General features: G+C 69.1%; 15 protein-coding genes and 1 pseudogene. 10 read left to right on the forward strand and 6 right to left on the reverse strand.

All coding sequences use genetic code 11. The features are described from left to right. Positions 1 to 55: 55 nt before the first annotated feature. Positions 56 to 445 (reverse strand): annotated as a pseudogene (locus ACFWI4_RS20370) (alpha/beta hydrolase); the annotation flags it as partial. Positions 446 to 581: 136 nt separating this feature from the next. Here ACFWI4_RS20370 and ACFWI4_RS20375 point away from each other — a divergent pair. After that, positions 582 to 1826 carry an RNA-guided endonuclease InsQ/TnpB family protein gene (locus tag ACFWI4_RS20375; RefSeq protein ID WP_387198023.1) on the forward strand — a complete coding sequence of 415 codons (1245 nt, stop codon included), beginning with the start codon at positions 582 to 584 and terminating at the stop codon, positions 1824 to 1826. Between the two features lie 126 nt (positions 1827 to 1952). Here the strand turns inward: ACFWI4_RS20375 and ACFWI4_RS20380 are convergent, their stop codons facing one another. Then, positions 1953 to 2270 (reverse strand): putative quinol monooxygenase, encoded by a 318-nt coding sequence (locus ACFWI4_RS20380; RefSeq protein ID WP_387198026.1) that lies wholly within the window; start codon positions 2268 to 2270, stop codon positions 1953 to 1955. Between the two features lie 151 nt (positions 2271 to 2421). Here ACFWI4_RS20380 and ACFWI4_RS20385 point away from each other — a divergent pair, with 151 nt between their 5' ends. The 7 genes from ACFWI4_RS20385 to ACFWI4_RS20415 all read left to right on the forward strand — a co-directional run bounded on the left by ACFWI4_RS20385 (position 2422) and on the right by ACFWI4_RS20415 (position 9964). Beyond that, complete coding sequence (locus ACFWI4_RS20385) at positions 2422 to 3327, forward strand: AraC family transcriptional regulator N-terminal domain-containing protein (RefSeq protein WP_387198029.1); 906 nt, start codon at positions 2422 to 2424, stop codon at positions 3325 to 3327. 181 nt (positions 3328 to 3508) lie between these two features. After that, entirely contained in the window at positions 3509 to 4258 is a 750-nt protein-coding gene (locus ACFWI4_RS20390) for an SDR family oxidoreductase (RefSeq protein ID WP_387198244.1), read from the forward strand. A 166-nt stretch (positions 4259 to 4424) separates the two neighbouring features. After that, complete coding sequence (locus tag ACFWI4_RS20395; protein WP_387198032.1) at positions 4425 to 4769, forward strand: hypothetical protein; 345 nt, start codon at positions 4425 to 4427, stop codon at positions 4767 to 4769. An 896-nt stretch (positions 4770 to 5665) separates the two neighbouring features. Further along, positions 5666 to 6520, forward strand: coding sequence for a SigB/SigF/SigG family RNA polymerase sigma factor (locus tag ACFWI4_RS20400; RefSeq protein WP_387198034.1), 855 nt, complete (start codon positions 5666 to 5668; stop codon positions 6518 to 6520). Between the two features lie 244 nt (positions 6521 to 6764). Further along, positions 6765 to 7319, forward strand: a complete 555-nt coding sequence (locus ACFWI4_RS20405) for a hypothetical protein (RefSeq protein WP_387198037.1) — start codon at positions 6765 to 6767, stop codon at positions 7317 to 7319. Between the two features lie 34 nt (positions 7320 to 7353). Beyond that, the gene (locus ACFWI4_RS20410; RefSeq protein WP_387198040.1) at positions 7354 to 7971 is read left to right on the forward strand and encodes a hypothetical protein; all 618 of its coding nucleotides are present in this window, start codon (positions 7354 to 7356) and stop codon (positions 7969 to 7971) included. Positions 7972 to 8425: 454 nt separating this feature from the next. Beyond that, the gene (locus ACFWI4_RS20415; RefSeq protein WP_387198042.1) at positions 8426 to 9964 is read left to right on the forward strand and encodes a CHAD domain-containing protein; all 1539 of its coding nucleotides are present in this window, start codon (positions 8426 to 8428) and stop codon (positions 9962 to 9964) included. Between the two features lie 244 nt (positions 9965 to 10208). On the opposite strand, the gene ACFWI4_RS20420 is transcribed toward ACFWI4_RS20415, so the two are convergent. Continuing rightward, positions 10209 to 11732: a catalase gene (locus ACFWI4_RS20420; protein ID WP_387198045.1), complete on the reverse strand. Its 1524-nt coding sequence runs from the start codon at positions 11730 to 11732 to the stop codon at positions 10209 to 10211. A 536-nt stretch (positions 11733 to 12268) separates the two neighbouring features. Here ACFWI4_RS20420 and ACFWI4_RS20425 point away from each other — a divergent pair. Both ACFWI4_RS20425 and ACFWI4_RS20430 read left to right on the forward strand, forming a co-directional pair. Beyond that, the gene (locus tag ACFWI4_RS20425; RefSeq protein ID WP_387198047.1) at positions 12269 to 12508 is read left to right on the forward strand and encodes a hypothetical protein; all 240 of its coding nucleotides are present in this window, start codon (positions 12269 to 12271) and stop codon (positions 12506 to 12508) included. Positions 12509 to 12575: 67 nt separating this feature from the next. After that, complete coding sequence (locus ACFWI4_RS20430; protein ID WP_387198049.1) at positions 12576 to 13139, forward strand: Uma2 family endonuclease; 564 nt, start codon at positions 12576 to 12578, stop codon at positions 13137 to 13139. Between the two features lie 304 nt (positions 13140 to 13443). On the opposite strand, the gene ACFWI4_RS20435 is transcribed toward ACFWI4_RS20430, so the two are convergent. The 3 genes from ACFWI4_RS20435 to ACFWI4_RS20445 all read right to left on the reverse strand — a co-directional run bounded on the left by ACFWI4_RS20435 (position 13444) and on the right by ACFWI4_RS20445 (position 16657). Then, on the reverse strand, positions 13444 to 14835 hold the full coding sequence (locus tag ACFWI4_RS20435) for a glycosyltransferase family 4 protein (protein WP_387198052.1): 1392 nt from the start codon (positions 14833 to 14835) through the stop codon (positions 13444 to 13446). A gap of 57 nt (positions 14836 to 14892) precedes the next feature. Further along, complete coding sequence (locus ACFWI4_RS20440; RefSeq protein WP_387198055.1) at positions 14893 to 15294, reverse strand: DUF4913 domain-containing protein; 402 nt, start codon at positions 15292 to 15294, stop codon at positions 14893 to 14895. 271 nt (positions 15295 to 15565) lie between these two features. After that, positions 15566 to 16657, reverse strand: coding sequence for an ABC transporter substrate-binding protein (locus ACFWI4_RS20445; protein WP_387198057.1), 1092 nt, complete (start codon positions 16655 to 16657; stop codon positions 15566 to 15568). Between the last annotated feature and the right edge of the window lie 56 nt (positions 16658 to 16713).

Raw genomic sequence — 16713 nt, forward strand, 5'->3', positions numbered from 1 at the left:
GGAGTCCGCGGCGGCGGAACCGGTGGGCGGGCCCGGCGCGGCGAGCCCCCGGGCCTCACCCGCCCAGTCCGGCCTCACCGCCCGGTCCAGGAGCACCACCGGCAGCAGCGGGCCGTGCGCGTCGCGCGGAGCCGTCCGGGAGCAGGAGCCGGGCGAGCCAGTCGGTACGGGTCCGGCGGGCCGTCGCCGAGATGTCCGCCCGCGGATACAGGGCGTCGAAGCCGTGGAAGCCGCCCGCCCAGACGTGGAGTTCGGCCTGGCCGCCGGCCGCCCATATACGGGTGGCGTAGTCGGTGTCCTCGTCGCGGAAGACTTCGGCGGAGCCGACGTCGATGTAGGCGGCCGGCAGACCCGAGAGGTCATCGGCCCGGGCGGGGGAGACGTACGCGGGCACCTCGTCGACGCCGAGGCCGCCGAGAACGGCGCGCCAGCCGAACGCGTTCATCAGGTTTCCTTCGTGGATACCCCGGCCTTCAGGCTGGGGAGGAGACGAAGCTCCTGCGGAGCAGGGCAGGGCAGGGAAAGTCGGGTTCGCCCCTGGGTGGACCGGTGTTGTCGGTGGTGGCCGTTAGGTTGGTCGCGTGTATCTGCGGTATTCCTTCCGGCTCGAGCCGACGCCGGGTCAGCGCATCGTGCTGGCCCGTACGTTCGGTTGTGCCCGGGTGGTCTACAACGATGCGCTGGCCGCGAGGAAGGCCGCCTACCGGGCGGACGGGTCGCGGATCGCGACGGGTGTGCTGGCGAAGCGGGTGATCACCGACGCGAAGAAGACGCCTGAGCGGGCGTGGCTGGCGGAGGTGTCGGTGGACGCCTTGCAGTCTTCTCTGCGTGATCTCGATACGGCGTACGCGAACTTTTTCGCGTCGGTGTCGGGGAAGCGGCCAGGGCGCCGTATGGGGCTTCCGGTGTTCAAGTCGAAGAAGGACAGCCGGCAGGCCGTCCGTTTCTCCAGGAACGGGTTCCGGCTGCGGGACAGCGGGCGACTGAACCTCGCGAAGATCGGGGACGTCCGGGTCCGCTGGTCGCGTTCGCTGCCGTCGGCTCCGTCCTCGGTGACTGTGGTCAAGGACGCTTCGGGCCGGTACTTCGCGAGCTTCGTGGTGGACGTCGAGCCCGAAACGCTGCCGCCCGTGGATGCCGAGGTCGGTATCGACCTGGGGCTGATGCATTACGCCGTTCTGTCCGACGGCGAGGTGATCGACAATCCCCGCTTCCTGCGGCGTGCCGAGCGTCGGCTGAACAAGGCGCAGCAGGCGTTGAGCCGCAAGGCGAAGGGGTCGAGGAACCGGGCCAAGGCCCGGCTGAAGGTCGCCCGGGCGCACGCCCGGGTGGCCGATGCGCGCAGAAACTGGTGTCACCAGAACGCTTCGAGGCTGGTCCGCGACAACCAAGCGGTCTACCTCGAAGACCTGGCGGTCTCCGGCCTGGCCCGCACCCGCCTCGCCAAGTCTGTGCACGACGCCGCATGGGGCATGTTCCGCCGCGTGCTGGAGGAGAAGGCGGCCCGCTACGGCCGGCACATGGGCATCGTCTCCCGCTGGCTGCCCTCCTCCCGGACATGCTCGGTCTGCTGGGTCGTGGACGGGAAGAAACCGCTGCACGTGCGTATCTGGCGGTGCGAAGGCTGTGGCACCGAACATGATCGCGACCTCAACGCGTCGCAAGTGATCCTCGCCGCCGGGCAGGCGGAGAGGCTAAACGCCCCTGGAGGGCCGGTCAGTCCTGGAGTGGAAATCCCACGCCAGGCACGGCCCGGTGAACGGGGAACCCACCCGAAGGCCCAGCCGGTCACCACCGGCAGCCAGGCGGCAATCCCCGCCCTTTAGGGCGGGGAGGATGTCAAGGCGTGGGCCTTTCGCGGTGGGGTGCTGTACGAACGAGGACGGGGAGTCTGACCAGGCAACCAGGTGGCGGTTCGGCAGATCGGCAGTTCGGCGGATCTGTCCGGGGGTTCAGAAGGCGGTCTTGCCGAGGACCGGGACGTAGTCGGTGTACTCGGACTCCTTGGCCAGCAGCCCGGCGACCTGCGCCACGATGGCCTGGGCGGCCTCGCCGGCGAAGACCCGGTGATGCTCCTCCTCGCTGGTCCAGCCCTCGGTGACATGGACGACGTCGGGGTCGGAGGCGGAACGGGAGACGAGATAGACGACGCAGTGTTCGCTCGCGCCGGGGCTGCCCTCGTCCAGGCCGGTCAGCAGCAGATCGACCAGTTGGCCGCCCATCTCGGGCCTGGCGGTCAGGGTGGCGCTGAATCCGTATGAGGCAAGCACGACCATTCTCCTTCGCATCGATGAAGTGGACTGATGACTGACTCCATTCAATGCTTCTGACCTGCTGAAATGTTAGAACGATGCTCGCGAGCACTTGCACGATCCTCGCGACTTCGGGAGCAGGGCGGCACACGGGTGCTGCAATGGGCGCATGTCCCTGGAAGAGTTCCGAACCCTGCTGGACCGGCATGCCCGGCCCGACTGGACCACCGCCATCGACGGCGTCCTGATCTCGAAGGTCGACCGGCCGGATCCGCCGGCGCCCTCCACGTCCGGCACGGTCCTCGCCGTCATCGCCCAGGGCGCCAAGCGGCTCGCGCTGGGCGAGAGGGTCTACGAGTACGGTCCCGGCCAGTACCTGGTCGCGTCCGTCGACCTGCCCGTCACCGGGCAGTTCACCCGGGCCGACCCCGAACGGCCCGCCCTCGGCTTCGGCCTCACCCTGGAACCGTCCGCCGTCGCCGAACTGCTGCTGCAGGCCGGTCCGGGCGACCTCCCCCGCACCGGCGCGGGCGCACCGCCCGGGATCGCCGTCAGCGACGCCCCGCCCGCCCTGCTCGACGCGGTGGTCCGGCTCCTGCGCTTGCTCGACCAGCCCCGCGACCGGGCCGTACTGGCCCCGCTGGCCAAGCGCGAGATCCTGTGGCGCCTGATCACCGGCGAGCAGGGCGCGACCGTACGCCAGCTCGGCCTGGCCGACAGCGGCCTCAGTCACATCTCCCGGGCCGTGCGCTGGATCCGCGAGCACTACGCGCAGCCCTTCCGCGTCGAGGACGTGGCGCGGATGTCGGGCATGAGCGTCTCCGCCTTCTACCGCAGCTTCCAGGCGGTGACCGCGATGAGCCCCATCCAGTTCCAGAAACAGATCCGCCTCCAGGAGGCCCGGCTGCTGCTCGCCACCCACCCCGGGGACGTCACCGGCGTCGGACACCGCGTCGGCTACGACAACCCGTCGCAGTTCAGCCGCGAGTACCGCCGCCAGTTCGGCGAACCCCCGAGCAGGGACGCGGCCCGCCTGCGGAGCACCGCGCGCACCCCCGTGGGCGTCCTGCCCTGAACGGAACCGGCGCACGGAAGAGGATCGTGCAAGCACAAGGGAGAATAGTTCTACTGTTTATGCAGGTCACGGCGATTCACTGGGATGAGTAGTTCTTCCGCCGGGCAGGAAAATGCCTGCCCGTCGCGGATCCCACCCCATCGCGAGGATCGCAATCATGAATACAGTCATGAAGACAGCCGTGAAGACGGTTCTGATCACCGGCGCCTCATCCGGATACGGGCGGGAGACCGCCCTGCACTTCCACGCGCGGGGGTGGAACGTCATCGCCACGATGCGCACCCCGCGTACGGGAATCCTTCCCGAGTCGGACCGGCTGCGCGTCGTCGAACTCGACGTGACCAGGCCCGAGACCATCACCGCCGCGCTCGAGACGGCCGGGCCCGCCGACGTCCTGGTCAACAACGCGGGCGTCCCCTCGATCGGCGTGTTCGAGGGCACCCCCATGACCCGGGTGCGGGAGGTGTTCGAGACCAACACCTTCGGCGTGATGGCCACGACGCAGGCGGTGCTGCCCCAGTTCCGCGAGCGCGGCTCCGGCGTGGTGGTCAACGTGACCTCCAGCGTGGTGCTCGGCCACATGCCCCTCTCCGCCGTCTACAAGGCGAGCAAGATGGCCGTCGAGGGGTTCACCGCGTCCCTCGCGCTCGAACTCGCCCCCTTCGGCGTGCAGGCCAAGACGGTCGAGCCGGGCGCCTGCCTGACCACCAACTTCGCGGCCGGCGCGACCAACGGCGCCCCGGTGGACGAGCTGGTCCCGGCGCCCTACGCACCGTGGGCGAGGAAGACCATGGAGGACTTCACGGGCCAGGACCTGTTCACCAAGGAGAGCGACGTCGCCGAGACGGTGTGGCGCGCCGTCCACGACACGACCGGCCAACTGCGCTTCCCGGCGGGCCCCGACGCGGTCCGGCTCGCCCAGGCGAGGTGACCGACCGGCAGTCGGCCGCAAGTGTGTGCAGGTTCACCAACTTGCCTTCACCGTAGGGTGCTTCGAAACCGTCGGCGATTCGGGGAAGTGCCGCCGCATCACGGACGCGACGGCGGGTACTCGCGCATGAGCCCTTCCCGGGCGCCCACAGGAGGCTGAACCAGCCATGGTGACCCATTTTCTGGAGCGCGGCGTGCTGGTCCTGACCCTGGACGACGATCCAGGGTCCCGGGATCAGAACGATCTCCCCAGGCGCATCAGCGATCTCGTTCATGCTCACGACCCGAGGCCCGTCGTCATCATCGTCGGAGGCGTCGCGCCCGCCACGGCGACCAGCGCGGTTCTGCGCGCCCGCCGTATGTGCAGCGACACCGGCGTGCTGATGTCCGTGGCCGCCCACAGTGCCGCCGTTCGGCGCAGGCTCCAGGCTCAGCCCCCTGCCGTGGGCACACCTCTGGTCGTCCACGCCCGCACCGATACCGCCATCGCCACGGCCGTCACCGCCGCATGACCCTCGGATCCTGAAACCGGACGCACCGAACCCCAAGGGCCCGGCCCTGCGTCGGGCCCCGCGGTCTCCATCCCTCTTCCGGTACAAGGCGCGGCCGACGGCGCGACGCGAGCCGACCCGCCCCGGTCAGGGAGGCTGGTACGGGCCGGCCCACGCGTCTCGCTGAGCCGGCGCAGCGAGTGCCTCCTGGACCCGCTGTCCAGGAGCTTCCTCCACGGCCCCCACAGCCGCAGGGCATGAGTAGCCACCTTCCTGTCGGTAAAACCCGCTTCGCGGACTTTGCTCGCGGCGGGCAGTACCCGGGCGCGGAGCCGGACACTCACAACAGCGGGGCCCCGGAGGTTCGTTGCCAGGGCCGAGTCGCCCCAGGACCCCGCCGGGGGCACGCTGGAGAACGCGAGCAGTGCGCCCATCGTCGTGCACCCGCCGTCTCGTACAGGGGCAGAATGACGGCCCGCGCGCCTTGAGCGAAGCGCACCGGAGCAGCGGCGGGACGGGCAGGTTCCCCAGGTGTCGCGAACAGTGCCGAGGGACACGGGCCCCAGGACTGCCCCCGTGGGGCGCGAGGAGGACGTTCGGAACCGTACCCGCCCTTCGGGCAGGGGTGCCACGGCCGGCCCGAGCGGACTGCTTGTCTGCACATTCCGTGCCCCGGACCGCCGTCTCGCCCGAGGCTCGGAAAGCGGCAGGGACGGCATCCGTGTACAGACGTGGGGTCCGGGTACCCGGCCCCAGTGCTTCGGACTGGAGGCGCATGCCTCGCGGCGACGATCCTGTCGGCTGCGGCTGCCTCCAGCGGTCCGGCTCCTCCGCCCGGCACCCCCGACATCCTTCGGGGCGCGCTCGGATTCCTCGTCCGTGCCTGCCCCGAACTTGCCGTTCAGGAGTGGTAGTACGTGCCGACCGACACCACCGCAAACAACCAGCCGCCCGCGCAAGGGGGATCCGTTTCCCCCTGCTCCGTCTCCGCGCCTCGTACGTCAGCACGCCGTCCTTACGACGACTCACCGCGGACAGGAGGGCTCTTTGCCCGGCTGGCGCAGCTGGAGGACGGGCCGGAACGTGAGGTGGTGCGTGATGAGCTGGTCAACGCGTGGCTTCCCATGGCGTACCGGGTCGCGGGCCGGTTCCACGGTCGTGGCGAAGCGTTGGAGGACCTGCGGCAGGTCGCCGCAGTCGGTCTGATCAAGGCCGTCGACCGCTTCGATGCCGATCGGGGCGCGTTCGAAAGCTATGCGGTCCCGACCATCACCGGCGAGGTGAAGCGGCACTTCCGGGACCGGACCTGGGCGGTAAGAGTGCCCCGCCGGGTCCAGGAGTTGCGCAACCAGGTCCGGATCGCCCGCCGGGAACTCGCTGCTCGCCCCGGCCCCCATGAGCCCACCAACGCCGAGATCGCCGTGCACGCCCACCTCAGTGAGGAAGAGGTGGCTACCGGTATGGGAGCGCTGGAAAGCTACAGTTCTCTCTCCCTGGACGCGGAGCTGGCGGCGGCCGACGAGGGCTACAGTCTTGCGGACACGATGGGGGAGACCGACTCTTCTTTTGACCTTGCCGTCGATCGTGAAGCGACCAAGAAGGCTCTGAGCCGGCTGTCCGAACGCGAGCGGACCGTTCTGTACCTGCGCTTCTTCGAAGACATGACACAAAGTCGGATCGCCGAACGGTTCGGTATCTCCCAGATGCACGTCTCCCGCATCATCTCCCGCACGTGCGCCCGCGTCCGAGCGGATGTGATGCCGCCGCTTTGACTCCCTCTTTCGTCTGAAGATGCAGGAATTCCAGCGGTCGCACCGCTGGAATTCTCCCTTCAGCGACGGCTGGACCCGTCCGGGAGGACTCCCGCCGGGGCTTGCCCGCCTCCCGCGACAGCTTCGCTCTGGATCGCGGCGCAGGTTCCCTAGGCGAATCCGGCGGCGGGCGAGTGAAACGGGGCGAGGCGGGGACCCGCTGAATAGGCGAACTACTGAATCGTCCTGCGAGGAGCGTGGAGTCATGTCGACGGGAACTCTGCTGGCCATCGTCGTTCCGCTCGTCGTGGTGATCGCCCTGATCGTGGCGGCCGTCCTCGTGATCCGGCGCCGTCGCCTGCAGGAGCGTTTCGGGCCGGAGTACGACCGGACCCTCGAGCAAGCCGGCGGCCGGCATGCCGCCGAGCGGGAACTGCGGGAGCGTCAGCGCCGCCACGACGCGCTGGACATCCGGCCCCTGTCCGGCGGTGCGCGTGACCGCTACGCGCGCGAGTGGACGAACGTCCAGGACGAGTTCGTGGACCGGCCGGAGGACGCCGTGCACGACGCGGACCGACTGGTGACGGCCCTCATGCGGGATCGCGGCTACCCCACGGAGGGGTTCGACCAGCAGATGCAGGACCTGTCGGTCGATCACGGTCAGACCCTCCAGCACTACCGGGCCGCGCACCAGGTGGAATCCCTCAGCACCCGCCACCAGGCGACGACCGAGCAACTGCGCGGCGCGATGGTGCACTACCGCACGCTCTTCGACGAGCTCCTCTCCGACGGCAGCCGGGCACGTCCAGCCGCGTCCTGATCACGGTCATCACCACCCCGCCAGGAGGACCACGATGCACAGCAACCACGACAGGGGCACGATCCCCGGAAATCTGAGCACCGAGGATCTGGCCCGTCCCACCGGCACCCCGGCGGAAGCCGGCACCTCCCGGGCGCCGGTCTACCCCGGTGAAGCCACAAAGACGCCAGGGTCGGACGGCTTGGACGATCGGGCGGGCACGACCGCCGCCAGGGGCACGGGGACGGCCCGGGCCGACGAGGGGCCGGGCAACGACGCCTCTGCCACGGCCGAGGCCGGAACATCTGGCGGGACCAGAGCGCCGACGGGCGGCGCGGCCGACTCCGGACCGGGCCGCCCGCCTGCCGAGGCCGACCCGAACGGGCCCGCAGCGGGGGACGAAGCCCCCGAGTTGCTGACGGCCGACGACGACCGTCGCTTCCGGAACCACTGGCGTGCGATCCAGAACCAGTTCGTGGACGACCCGCGTGAGGCCGTGCACGCCGCAGACGCCCTCGTTGCCGAGCTGATGCAGACCCTGGCGACCACGTTCGCCCAGCACAAGCAGGGGCTGGAGGCACGGTGGGGGCATGACAAGCGAGTGGATACCGAGGAGCTGCGCAGGGCCTTGCGCAGCTACCGCTCCTTCTTCAACCGCCTCCTGAACACTTGATCGTGAAATGTGAGCGATGCGCAGGGGGCACCGGCAGCCGCCGCGGCACGGCCGCCTCATCCGGCGGACGAGGAACCGGTTCCATGGCGGGACCGGTCGCCCCGGCGGGCCGCTGCCTCCTGTGAACGACGGCGGCGCGAAGCGCGCGGCTTTCGACGGTGAGAGAGCGACGGCATGTGAGGCCGGTACGTATCCACGCGCGGCCTGCAGGAGCTGACCCCGCTCTTCCACCTGCCCGATGCGTTCGGCGGTACCGACCCGCGCGTAAGCAGTCGTACTTCATGCACCCCGAGGACGGCCAGGTGATGGTGCTCGCGCGGCTGTACGCAACGGGCCCGACCAGAGGGCCCAGCGGGACGACGACGGACTCGGGCGACCAGCCGGCTTGCAGACTTAAAAGGCGCAACATGTGACCAATGGGTTTGAATGCCGAAAATGCGTCTACGCGCTTGATATGGCTCGTTCTACGCGAGAGACAGAACGCAAGTACGCCGTGCCCGATTCCGGGATCTCCTGGCTGCCCGACCTGGCCGGTGCCGGCTGCGTGGCCGCCGTAGCGGATCAGGGAGTACAGGAGCTGGACGCCGTCTACTACGACAGCGGCGACCTGCGACTGACCCGCACCCGTGCCTCCCTGCGACGCAGGACAGGCGGCACCGATCCCGGCTGGCACCTGAAATTCCCCCTCCCGGGCGACAGCCGTGAGGAGATCCAGGCCCCTCTCGGCTCAAAGAACGTTCCTGAGGAACTGCGGGATCTCACGCTCTCCCGCACCTACGGCGCAGCGCTGCGGCCCGTGATACGGATCCGTTCCAGCCGCTCTCTGCACCATCTGCTCGACGGGAAAGGTGTCGTCCTGGCAGAACTGAGCGTGGACGACGTGTCCGCCGAAGCTCTCCTCGACGACGAACGGCGCACGACCTGGACGGAGATGGAGGTCGAACTTGTCCAGGGCAGCGACCCGGCTCTCCTGGACAGCGTCGAAAAGGCCGTGCGAAAGCACGGCCTCCATCGGGCGCATAACCCCTCCAAGGTGCTCCGCGCCCTGACGGAGACGACGTCCATCCTGCAACGCACGCCTGACGCGCACGCCGACACCGACACGGGAACGGCCGGCTCGTACGTGCTCGCCTACATGAACCGACTCACCGACGCACTCACCGACCTCGACCCCGCGGTCCGCCGCGACGCCCCCGACTCCGTCCACCGGATGCGCACCACAGCGCGCCGTCTGCGCGGCTGCCTGCGTTCCTACCGCTCCGTTCTCGACAGGGAAGCCACCGGCCCCATCCGGCGTGACCTGAAGTGGCTCGCCAACGAACTCGGGGCGGAACGCGACCACGAAGTGCTGCGCGAGCGGCTCACCTCGCAACTGCGGGAACTGCCCGGTGAACTGGTCCTGGGCCCGGTCGAGGCGCGGCTCACGGCCTGGGACGTGACGCGGCGGACCCAGGCCCGCCGCCGCACGCTCGAGGTGCTCTCATCGCGCCGCTACCTGAACCTGCTGCAGGACCTGAAATCCCTCACCGAAGCACCACCCATGCATGCCGCGAAGGCGGCCGGCAAGCCCGGGAAGGTCCTCGGCAAGGCACTGCGCAAGGAGTACCGCCGCCTCGCCGGGCGCATGGAACCGGCTCTCGACATGACGCCGGGTCACGAGCGCGACACCGCGATCCACAACGCCCGCAAGGCCGCCAAAAGGCTTCGCTACGCCGCGGAGGCGGCCCAGCCGGCACTGGGCGGGTCGGCGCGGCGACTCGGCAAGCGCGTCAAGGCTGTGCAGCAGGTGAGCGGAGCCCAGCACGACAGTGTGGTGACGCGGGAGGCCCTGCGTCGGCTCGCCGTCTCCGCACACGCGGCGGGAGAGTCCGGATTCACCTGGGGCGTCCTGCACGGTCGGGAGGGAGCCGCGGCCGGCGCCCGGGAACGACAGCTTCCCCATGCTTGGGCCAAGGCCCGCGCGGCGGCGCGCAGCAGGGCTCCCTGGTCCTGACGCGCCCGGACCGAGCCCACGCGAGAGCCCCCGGGACAAGTCCCGGGGGCTCATCTGCAGGCGACCTGACGAGGGAACGCTCCGCTGAAGTACGGGGTTGCCCTTCTGCCGCTGCTGAAACCCCGTGTCTCGCCTGCCAGGCACGCTGAGCCGCCCCGGGGTTCGACCACACACATCTGTGCGGTCACGGACGGCCAGGGGACCGGCCGCCGCGACCGCGCGGGCGCCCGGACCCCTGCTCGTATCAGGCCTTGCCCTGCATGCTCCAGCGTGCCGGGTTGCCCTGCTCCGAGGCCTTGGGGTCCTTCTCGCCGGCCTTGGCGCGCACCCCCTGCTCGATGCGTTCACCGATCGACTTGTCGATGTTCGACCAGTACTCGAAGGCCCGCTGCAGCACGGGCTCGGTGACACCGTTGAGCAGATGGCCGACGACGTTGTCCACGAGCCGGTCCCGCGCCGCGTCGTCCAGGACCTCACGCACCATCGTGCCTGCCTGGCCCCAGTCGTCGTCCTCACGATGGGAGACGTAGGCGGCGCGGGTGATCTCCCCGTCGGCGTGCCAGCTCGGAGTACTGCCGAACCGGACGGTGTCCGCCGCAGGGCCGCCCTTCGAGTTCGGTGCGTAGACGGGGTCGCTGGTCTTGCGGTAAGCCATCGCCCCGTCCTTGGAGTACGTGTGCACCGGACTGACGGGGGCGTTCACCGGCAGCTGCTGGTAGTTGGCTCCGATGCGGTAGCGGTGCGCGTCCGCGTAGGAGAACAGTCGCGCCAGCAGCATGCGGTCGGGGCTGGGGCCGATGCCCGGGACGAGGTTGTTCGGCTGGAAGGCGGCCTGCTCGATCTCCGCGTGGTTGTCCGTGGGATTGCGGTCCAGGGTCATCCGTCCGACCTCGATCAGAGGGTAGTCGCCGTGCGGCCACACCTTGGTCAGATCGAAGGGGTTGAAGCGGTAGTCGACCGCTTCCTCGTACGGCATGACCTGCACATACAGCGTCCAGCTCGGATAATCGCCGTCACGGATGTGCTCGAAGAGGTCCCGTGTGTGGTAGTCGGTGTCCACCGCCGCCATCTGGTCGCCCTCGTGCTGGGTGAAGAACTCGATGCCCTGGTCGGTCTTGAAGTGGTACTTCACCCAGAACCTCGTGCCCTGGGCGTTGATCCACATGTAGGTGTGCGAGGTGTAGCCGTTCATGTGACGCCAACTGCGCGGGATACCTCGGTCGCCCATCAGCCAGGTGACCTGGTGAGCGGATTCGGGGGAGAGGGTCCAGAAGTCCCACTGCATGTCGTGGTCACGCAGGTTGTTGTCCGCGCGGCGCTTCTGGGACCGGATGAAGTGCTGGAACTTCATCGGGTCCTTCATGAAGAACACGGGGGTGTTGTTGCCCACCATGTCGTAGTTGCCTTCGCTGGTGTAGAACTTCACCGCGAAGCCGCGCGGGTCGCGCCAGGTGTCCGGGCTTCCCCGCTCGCCGGCGACGGTGGAGAACCGGGTGACCAGCTCAGTGGTGGTACCAGGCTGGAAGACCGCGGCCTTGGTGTAGCCGCTGACATCCGCGGTGACCTCGAAACGACCGAACGCGCCGCTGCCTTTCGCGTGCGGCTGACGCTCGGGAATGCGCTCCCGATTGAACTGGGCCATCTGCTCGATGAGGTAGGAATCCTGCAGCAGAACGGGCCCGCCCGGGCCGACAGTGAGCGAATGCTCGTCGCTCTCCACCGGAATGCCCGCGTCGCTGGTGGTCGGTTCGGGTGTGGTGTCGGTCATTCTCGATTCCCCTTTTGACGGCGCGTGCGGGTACGGAACTGTGGTCTCGGCCGGGGCCCCTTGGCTCAGGACTCGGGACATCACCGCCGAGGACTGGACCTCACGACGACACGGCCGAGCCGCTGCCGCCCCTGATCCGACAGCGAGGCACGGGTAACCCGTCATCGACGCCGTAAAACGCCCATGAAACGGCTGAAAGTGTCATTTCGCCGCGTGCCGCTCCGCGATCCGGCGCCGGACTCCACGAACGGCCGTGGTGCCGGGACCGGACGGGCCCTGGCTCGGCGGCAGCGCGGTCAGCCGGCCCGCCGACGGCGGCCCCTACCCCGTCACCCGTTCGGCCGCCGGCGACGAAGGCAGGACCGGGTGCGGCATGGACGGAGCCGACGGGCTCCGTCCCAGACGGGCAGGCCGGCGCCTCGACGCAGAGTGACGGTCTGCAGGTCCGTCAACAAGCCGGTCTCTGAATCCTCAATCCGGGTGGCGAGCAGGCCAGTTTCCCTCACCTCAAGATCAGCGGCGATGACACTCGCGACGTGAACGATCCCGAACCTCGCCCCGTCACCAGCGAGCCGACCGCCGCGCCGGCGCGCGTCGGATTTCCGGTAGAACGCTGGATCCTCGCGCCGCGCACGACCTGGCGGGCCTGGCGTATCGCCGCCGCCTTCGGCCCTGGCACAGACGCGAGGACAGCGTGGGCGATGGCGCGGGTGCAACGGCATCCCGATGAGTACCCGTACATGAATCATCACCTGGACGGCGAGCGAACCTCCTGACGCGCGACAGCCGTGCCCGGTCTGGGCCACACTAGGGACGGCATTCGCATCCCAGGAGGTGGAGCACGTGAGCGTTGCCACGGATCACACCGGCCCCTGGACGATCGATGACGTTCTGGCGCTGCCTGAAGACCGCACCACCCGCTATGAGCTGCTGGGAGAGTCCCTGGTGATGTCGCCTGCGCCTGGGGTCCGCCACCAGCGGGCATCGTTCCGGCTCCACGTCATCCTCGAGGCCGCAGCCCGCGCGGCCGGCGCCCCGGTGGAGGTCCTGGAGGCCATCAACGTCGTCCTGCCGTCCGGGCTGGTCGTGCCCGACCTGGTGGTCACCGACGCGGGCGCCACCGCGGAAGACACCGTCAGCGTGGACGCTGACGCGGTCCAGCTCGTGGTCGAACTCGTCTCGCCCGGCAACAAGACCATGGACCGCAAGTTCAAGCCCTTGCTCTACGCCGAAGCCGCGATCCCGCACTTCTGGCGCCTGGAGTTCGAGCCCGCCCCGCGTCTGATCGTCAGCGAACTGCAGGGCGGCCGGTACGTAGAGACGCTCACCGCTCTCGCCGGCGCCACTACGCGCATCGACGCGCCGTTCCTGGTGGACATCGATCCGGCCGGCCTGGCCCGTCAGTAGACCATCGGCGGGTAGGGCCGGACACCGCCGACTTCGACGACCAGCACCCCGCGTTGCTCGACAAGAAGCTGCTCACCCGCTTCTACCGGCCCTCGACGCCGGCCGGTGACCAGGCCAGGCACGGATGGACCGAACCCGACCTCACCCCGTTCCCCTGGCAGCGGCGTGATGGGGGCCGGCGACCTCTTGTCGACGGGCCCGGGCGTGCCGGGGGCAGGGGCCGGCCGTCGTCCGCCCCCGTCCCCGGGCGCCCGGTCCGCCGTCAAGGCACCGCCCGGCCCGCACGCCCCTCGGGCCGGTCCGCTCAGAGCACCGCCGGTTTGACGGTGGGCTGGGGGGATCCCTGCGTGCGGGCTGCCGGCGGCTGGGTGTGCCCCGACTGCCCCGTGGTGGCGTTCGGAGAGGTGAGGCTCGCGGCGTTGGCGACGTACTGCACCTCACCGGACTGAACTTGCTTCGAGCCGCGCGTGGTGCCGTCCCTGGCCGTCATTCCCGCTTCGACCAGGGCCGTCCCGGCGTTCTCCCAGGTGTAGCCCTTCAGCACGTCGTGCAGTTCATGGGCGCCGATCTTGCGGTCCACCCAGTTGTCCTGGACGTCGCTGATGGCGTTCGCCCAGGCGATGTGCCGCTGCGAGGTGTCGTCGGGTGTGATGACCACGCTGTTCTTGCCGAGGTGGGCCGCACCACGGTCGGGGTCCTGGAGGAACGCGGCCGCGCCGCTGTCCCGGTTCACCAGGATCGGAATGCAGTGCGCGGCGGCCTCGGTGGCGACCAGGCCGAAGCCCTCGGTCTTGGACGGCATGATCACTACATGGTTGGTGTGCATGTCGTCGACGAGGTCCTGCTTCTCCTTGGTGAAGGGCTTGACCGTGACCCTGTCCGCTCCGCCGGCGAGCTCGGCCGCCTCGTCCTGCGTCGCCTGGAGCGTGGCCTGATCCGCGCCGCGGATGGTGAGATGCACCTTCCTGCCGTTGTCGTTGAGATGCTTCACCGCGGCCAGGGCGTCGCCGCCCCCCTTCATGGGGTCACTCATGCGCCCCATCAGCAGAACGTTGAACTGTTCCTTCGGCGAGGGCGGACTGAAGGTCTTGACCGTTTCGCCACCGGGCATGAGGTCGTGCCAGTTCTTGGCACCCTCGTTCATCGCCTGAATCCGCCGGACGTCCGCGGCCAGGGATCCGCCGACACCGACACCGACGTGGGCCGTCCTGAGAATGTCCTTCTCGATCTTCACCTTGGCCAGGCCTGCCTCCGTCCGGATCCTGACCATTTCTGCGTCGTCCGGCTTGGTGATCTTGGCCTGCTCCAGCTTCTCGGGAGAGGTGTGGAGAAAGTTCATGTGCACGGCGTCCGGATACCAGGCGGACTGCATGGCGGACGCCGCGGGCCCGGAGAACCGGCTGTGCCCGATGACGATGTCGTACTGGTTCTCTCCCCTGGCCGGGAGGCCGAACTCCTGCGGATCCCGCTTCGCCGCGTCGAGGATCGTCTTCATCTTGTTCTCGCCCTCGACCGGGGGAACCGTGTGAACGGTCGCGGCCCCGTGGTCCTGCTTTTCGTTCGCGTTCGTCACATAGAGCAGGTCCACTTTGTGGTTCGGGTTCGCCGCGAGCCCCTCGGTGAGGAGCTTGTTGAACACGGGCACTCCGCCGAGCCCCATGCCACTCTCGTTGGAGACGACAAGGATGCGTGCCATGCCGGATTCTCTTCTCTCGTGTGCTCGGAAGGTATGCGGTGGGGATCAGGATCCGGATCAGCCGTCGTACACGTCGACCCGTGGCGGGTCCTTGGGCCGGTGGTTTCCGGGCTTGCATCCCGAGAACGGGCCCGAGGGGTCGCGCAGAAACGTCATCGCCGGTATCAGGAAGTCGCGGTGCCACATGGCGGGCCCGTTCATGCCGGCCTTGACGGACGTCATCTCCTGCCAGGCCATCCACAGGCCGTAGAGGTGGGCCATCGCGTCGGGGTGCTCCCACCAGCGCGGGCACCACGGGGCGCGGGACGACTCCTCTCCGGCGTAGACCGGCAGCAGAAGGTTGTGCACCCAGATGGCGAGGCTGCGCCGAGCCGTCGTCAGGTCGTCACCCTGCTGGTAGAGGATGAACGGAGGCGGGCCCTGTTCCGTTTCCTCGCCGCCGGTGGTGTCGTCGTTCATCCGGTACGCCTCTCCTCTGTCGGCGCGGTACTCGCGATCCCTCGGGTTCGCGTGCCGCCCCATGTGGTGCGAGGCGCCCTCGAAGGATCACAACGGGGCCGTGGTACGAGGGGGTTCAACGCCCGGAGGGGATTTCTTCGGTCCTCCCGCACCCCGCGACGGCCGCCGAACCGGCATCCCGGCGGACCCGGACGGCCGGCCGGAAGGGCGGGGACAGCCGCGAGGCCGCCCGGGTGTCCGTCACCCGGGCGGCCTCGCGCAGAACTCTGGTTCAGCCGTCCGATCCGGCCGGGACCGTGGTCGTCGTGAAGCCCTGGGCCTTGTTGGCCTTGATGGCGAACTCGTTGGTGAACGTCTTGCCGAGGTCGACCGACGAGGTCGCGTGGCCGACCAGTTCCTCCGTCGCCAGAACGGTCTTGGGGCCGCCCGCCGGCATGATGCCGTCCGGGAGGAACTGACCCTTGTCCTCGGACAGCGCCTTGATGTAGTCGGCCTTGGTCACCAGCTGGTTCGACACGAACGACGAGGGCAGCTTGTCCGCGATGTCGGCCGCGCTGTGGGTGCTGATCCAGTGCATGGTGGCGACGAGCGCGTCGACGACCTTCTGCACGGCAGCCTTGTGCGCGTTCACCCAGTCGGTACGGGCGATGACACTCGCGGCCGGCCAGGTGCCGCCCAGCGCGGCCTTCGCGCCCTCCGTGGTGGCCAGGTCGATCGCCGAGGAGGCCACGCCCTTCTTCTGCATCGCGGCGACCGACGGCTGCGTCGTCATGACACAGGCGGTCTTGCCGTTCTGCAGCGCGGCGACGGCGGTGGAACCCGCGCCGACCGCGATCCGGTTGAACTCCTTGAGCTTGACGTTCTTCTGCGCGGCCAGGAACTGGGTGAGGGTGTCGGTGCCCGAACCCAGGTCGGTGACGCCGAGTGTCTTGCCCTTGAAGTCGGCGGCCGAACGCACACCGCTCTTCGCGGTGCACATCTCCCGCTCTCCCGGCGCGCCGGACAGCTGGACGACATCCTCGATCGCCTTGCCCTTCGCCTGGAGGTCGATCGTGTGGTTGTACCAGGCACCGGCCATGTCCACCTGGCCCGAGATCATGGCGTCCTCGGCGCCGACACCGCCGTCCTGCTCGGTGCTCAACTGGACGTCGACGCCGTACTTCTTGTAGAAGCCGAGGTTCTGGGCGAGCTGGTACGGCAGGTAGATCTGCTTGTCGATGCCGCCGACCATGAGCTTGACCGTCGGGGTACCGCCCGAGCCACCGGAGCCGGTGGAGCTCCCGGAACTGCTGGAACAGGCGCTGGCGCCGAGGGTGAGAACGGTGAGGACGGACACGGCGAGGGCAACGGATCGTCTGGACATGGAGGGCCACATTTCCTTTCGGGGGTGGAACAGCGGGAAGCGGAACAGCGCGGAGC

This window comes from Streptomyces sp. NPDC127038 (genome assembly GCF_042725875.1).
GTDB lineage: Bacteria > Actinomycetota > Actinomycetes > Streptomycetales > Streptomycetaceae > Streptomyces.

Bases quoted from the DNA above. Each gene is read 5' to 3' on its own strand.
- ACFWI4_RS20385 (WP_387198029.1), top strand. From the start codon at position 2,422: ATGTCCCTGGAAGAGTTCCGAACCCTGCTGGACCGGCATGCCCGGCCC.
- ACFWI4_RS20395 (WP_387198032.1), top strand. From the start codon at position 4,425: ATGGTGACCCATTTTCTGGAGCGCGGCGTGCTGGTCCTGACCCTGGAC.
- ACFWI4_RS20405 (WP_387198037.1), top strand. From the start codon at position 6,765: ATGTCGACGGGAACTCTGCTGGCCATCGTCGTTCCGCTCGTCGTGGTG.
- ACFWI4_RS20410 (WP_387198040.1), top strand. From the start codon at position 7,354: ATGCACAGCAACCACGACAGGGGCACGATCCCCGGAAATCTGAGCACC.
- ACFWI4_RS20415 (WP_387198042.1), top strand. From the start codon at position 8,426: ATGGCTCGTTCTACGCGAGAGACAGAACGCAAGTACGCCGTGCCCGAT.
- ACFWI4_RS20420 (WP_387198045.1), bottom strand. From the start codon at position 11,732: ATGACCGACACCACACCCGAACCGACCACCAGCGACGCGGGCATTCCG.
- ACFWI4_RS20435 (WP_387198052.1), bottom strand. From the start codon at position 14,835: ATGGCACGCATCCTTGTCGTCTCCAACGAGAGTGGCATGGGGCTCGGC.
- ACFWI4_RS20440 (WP_387198055.1), bottom strand. From the start codon at position 15,294: ATGAACGACGACACCACCGGCGGCGAGGAAACGGAACAGGGCCCGCCT.
- ACFWI4_RS20445 (WP_387198057.1), bottom strand. From the start codon at position 16,657: ATGTCCAGACGATCCGTTGCCCTCGCCGTGTCCGTCCTCACCGTTCTC.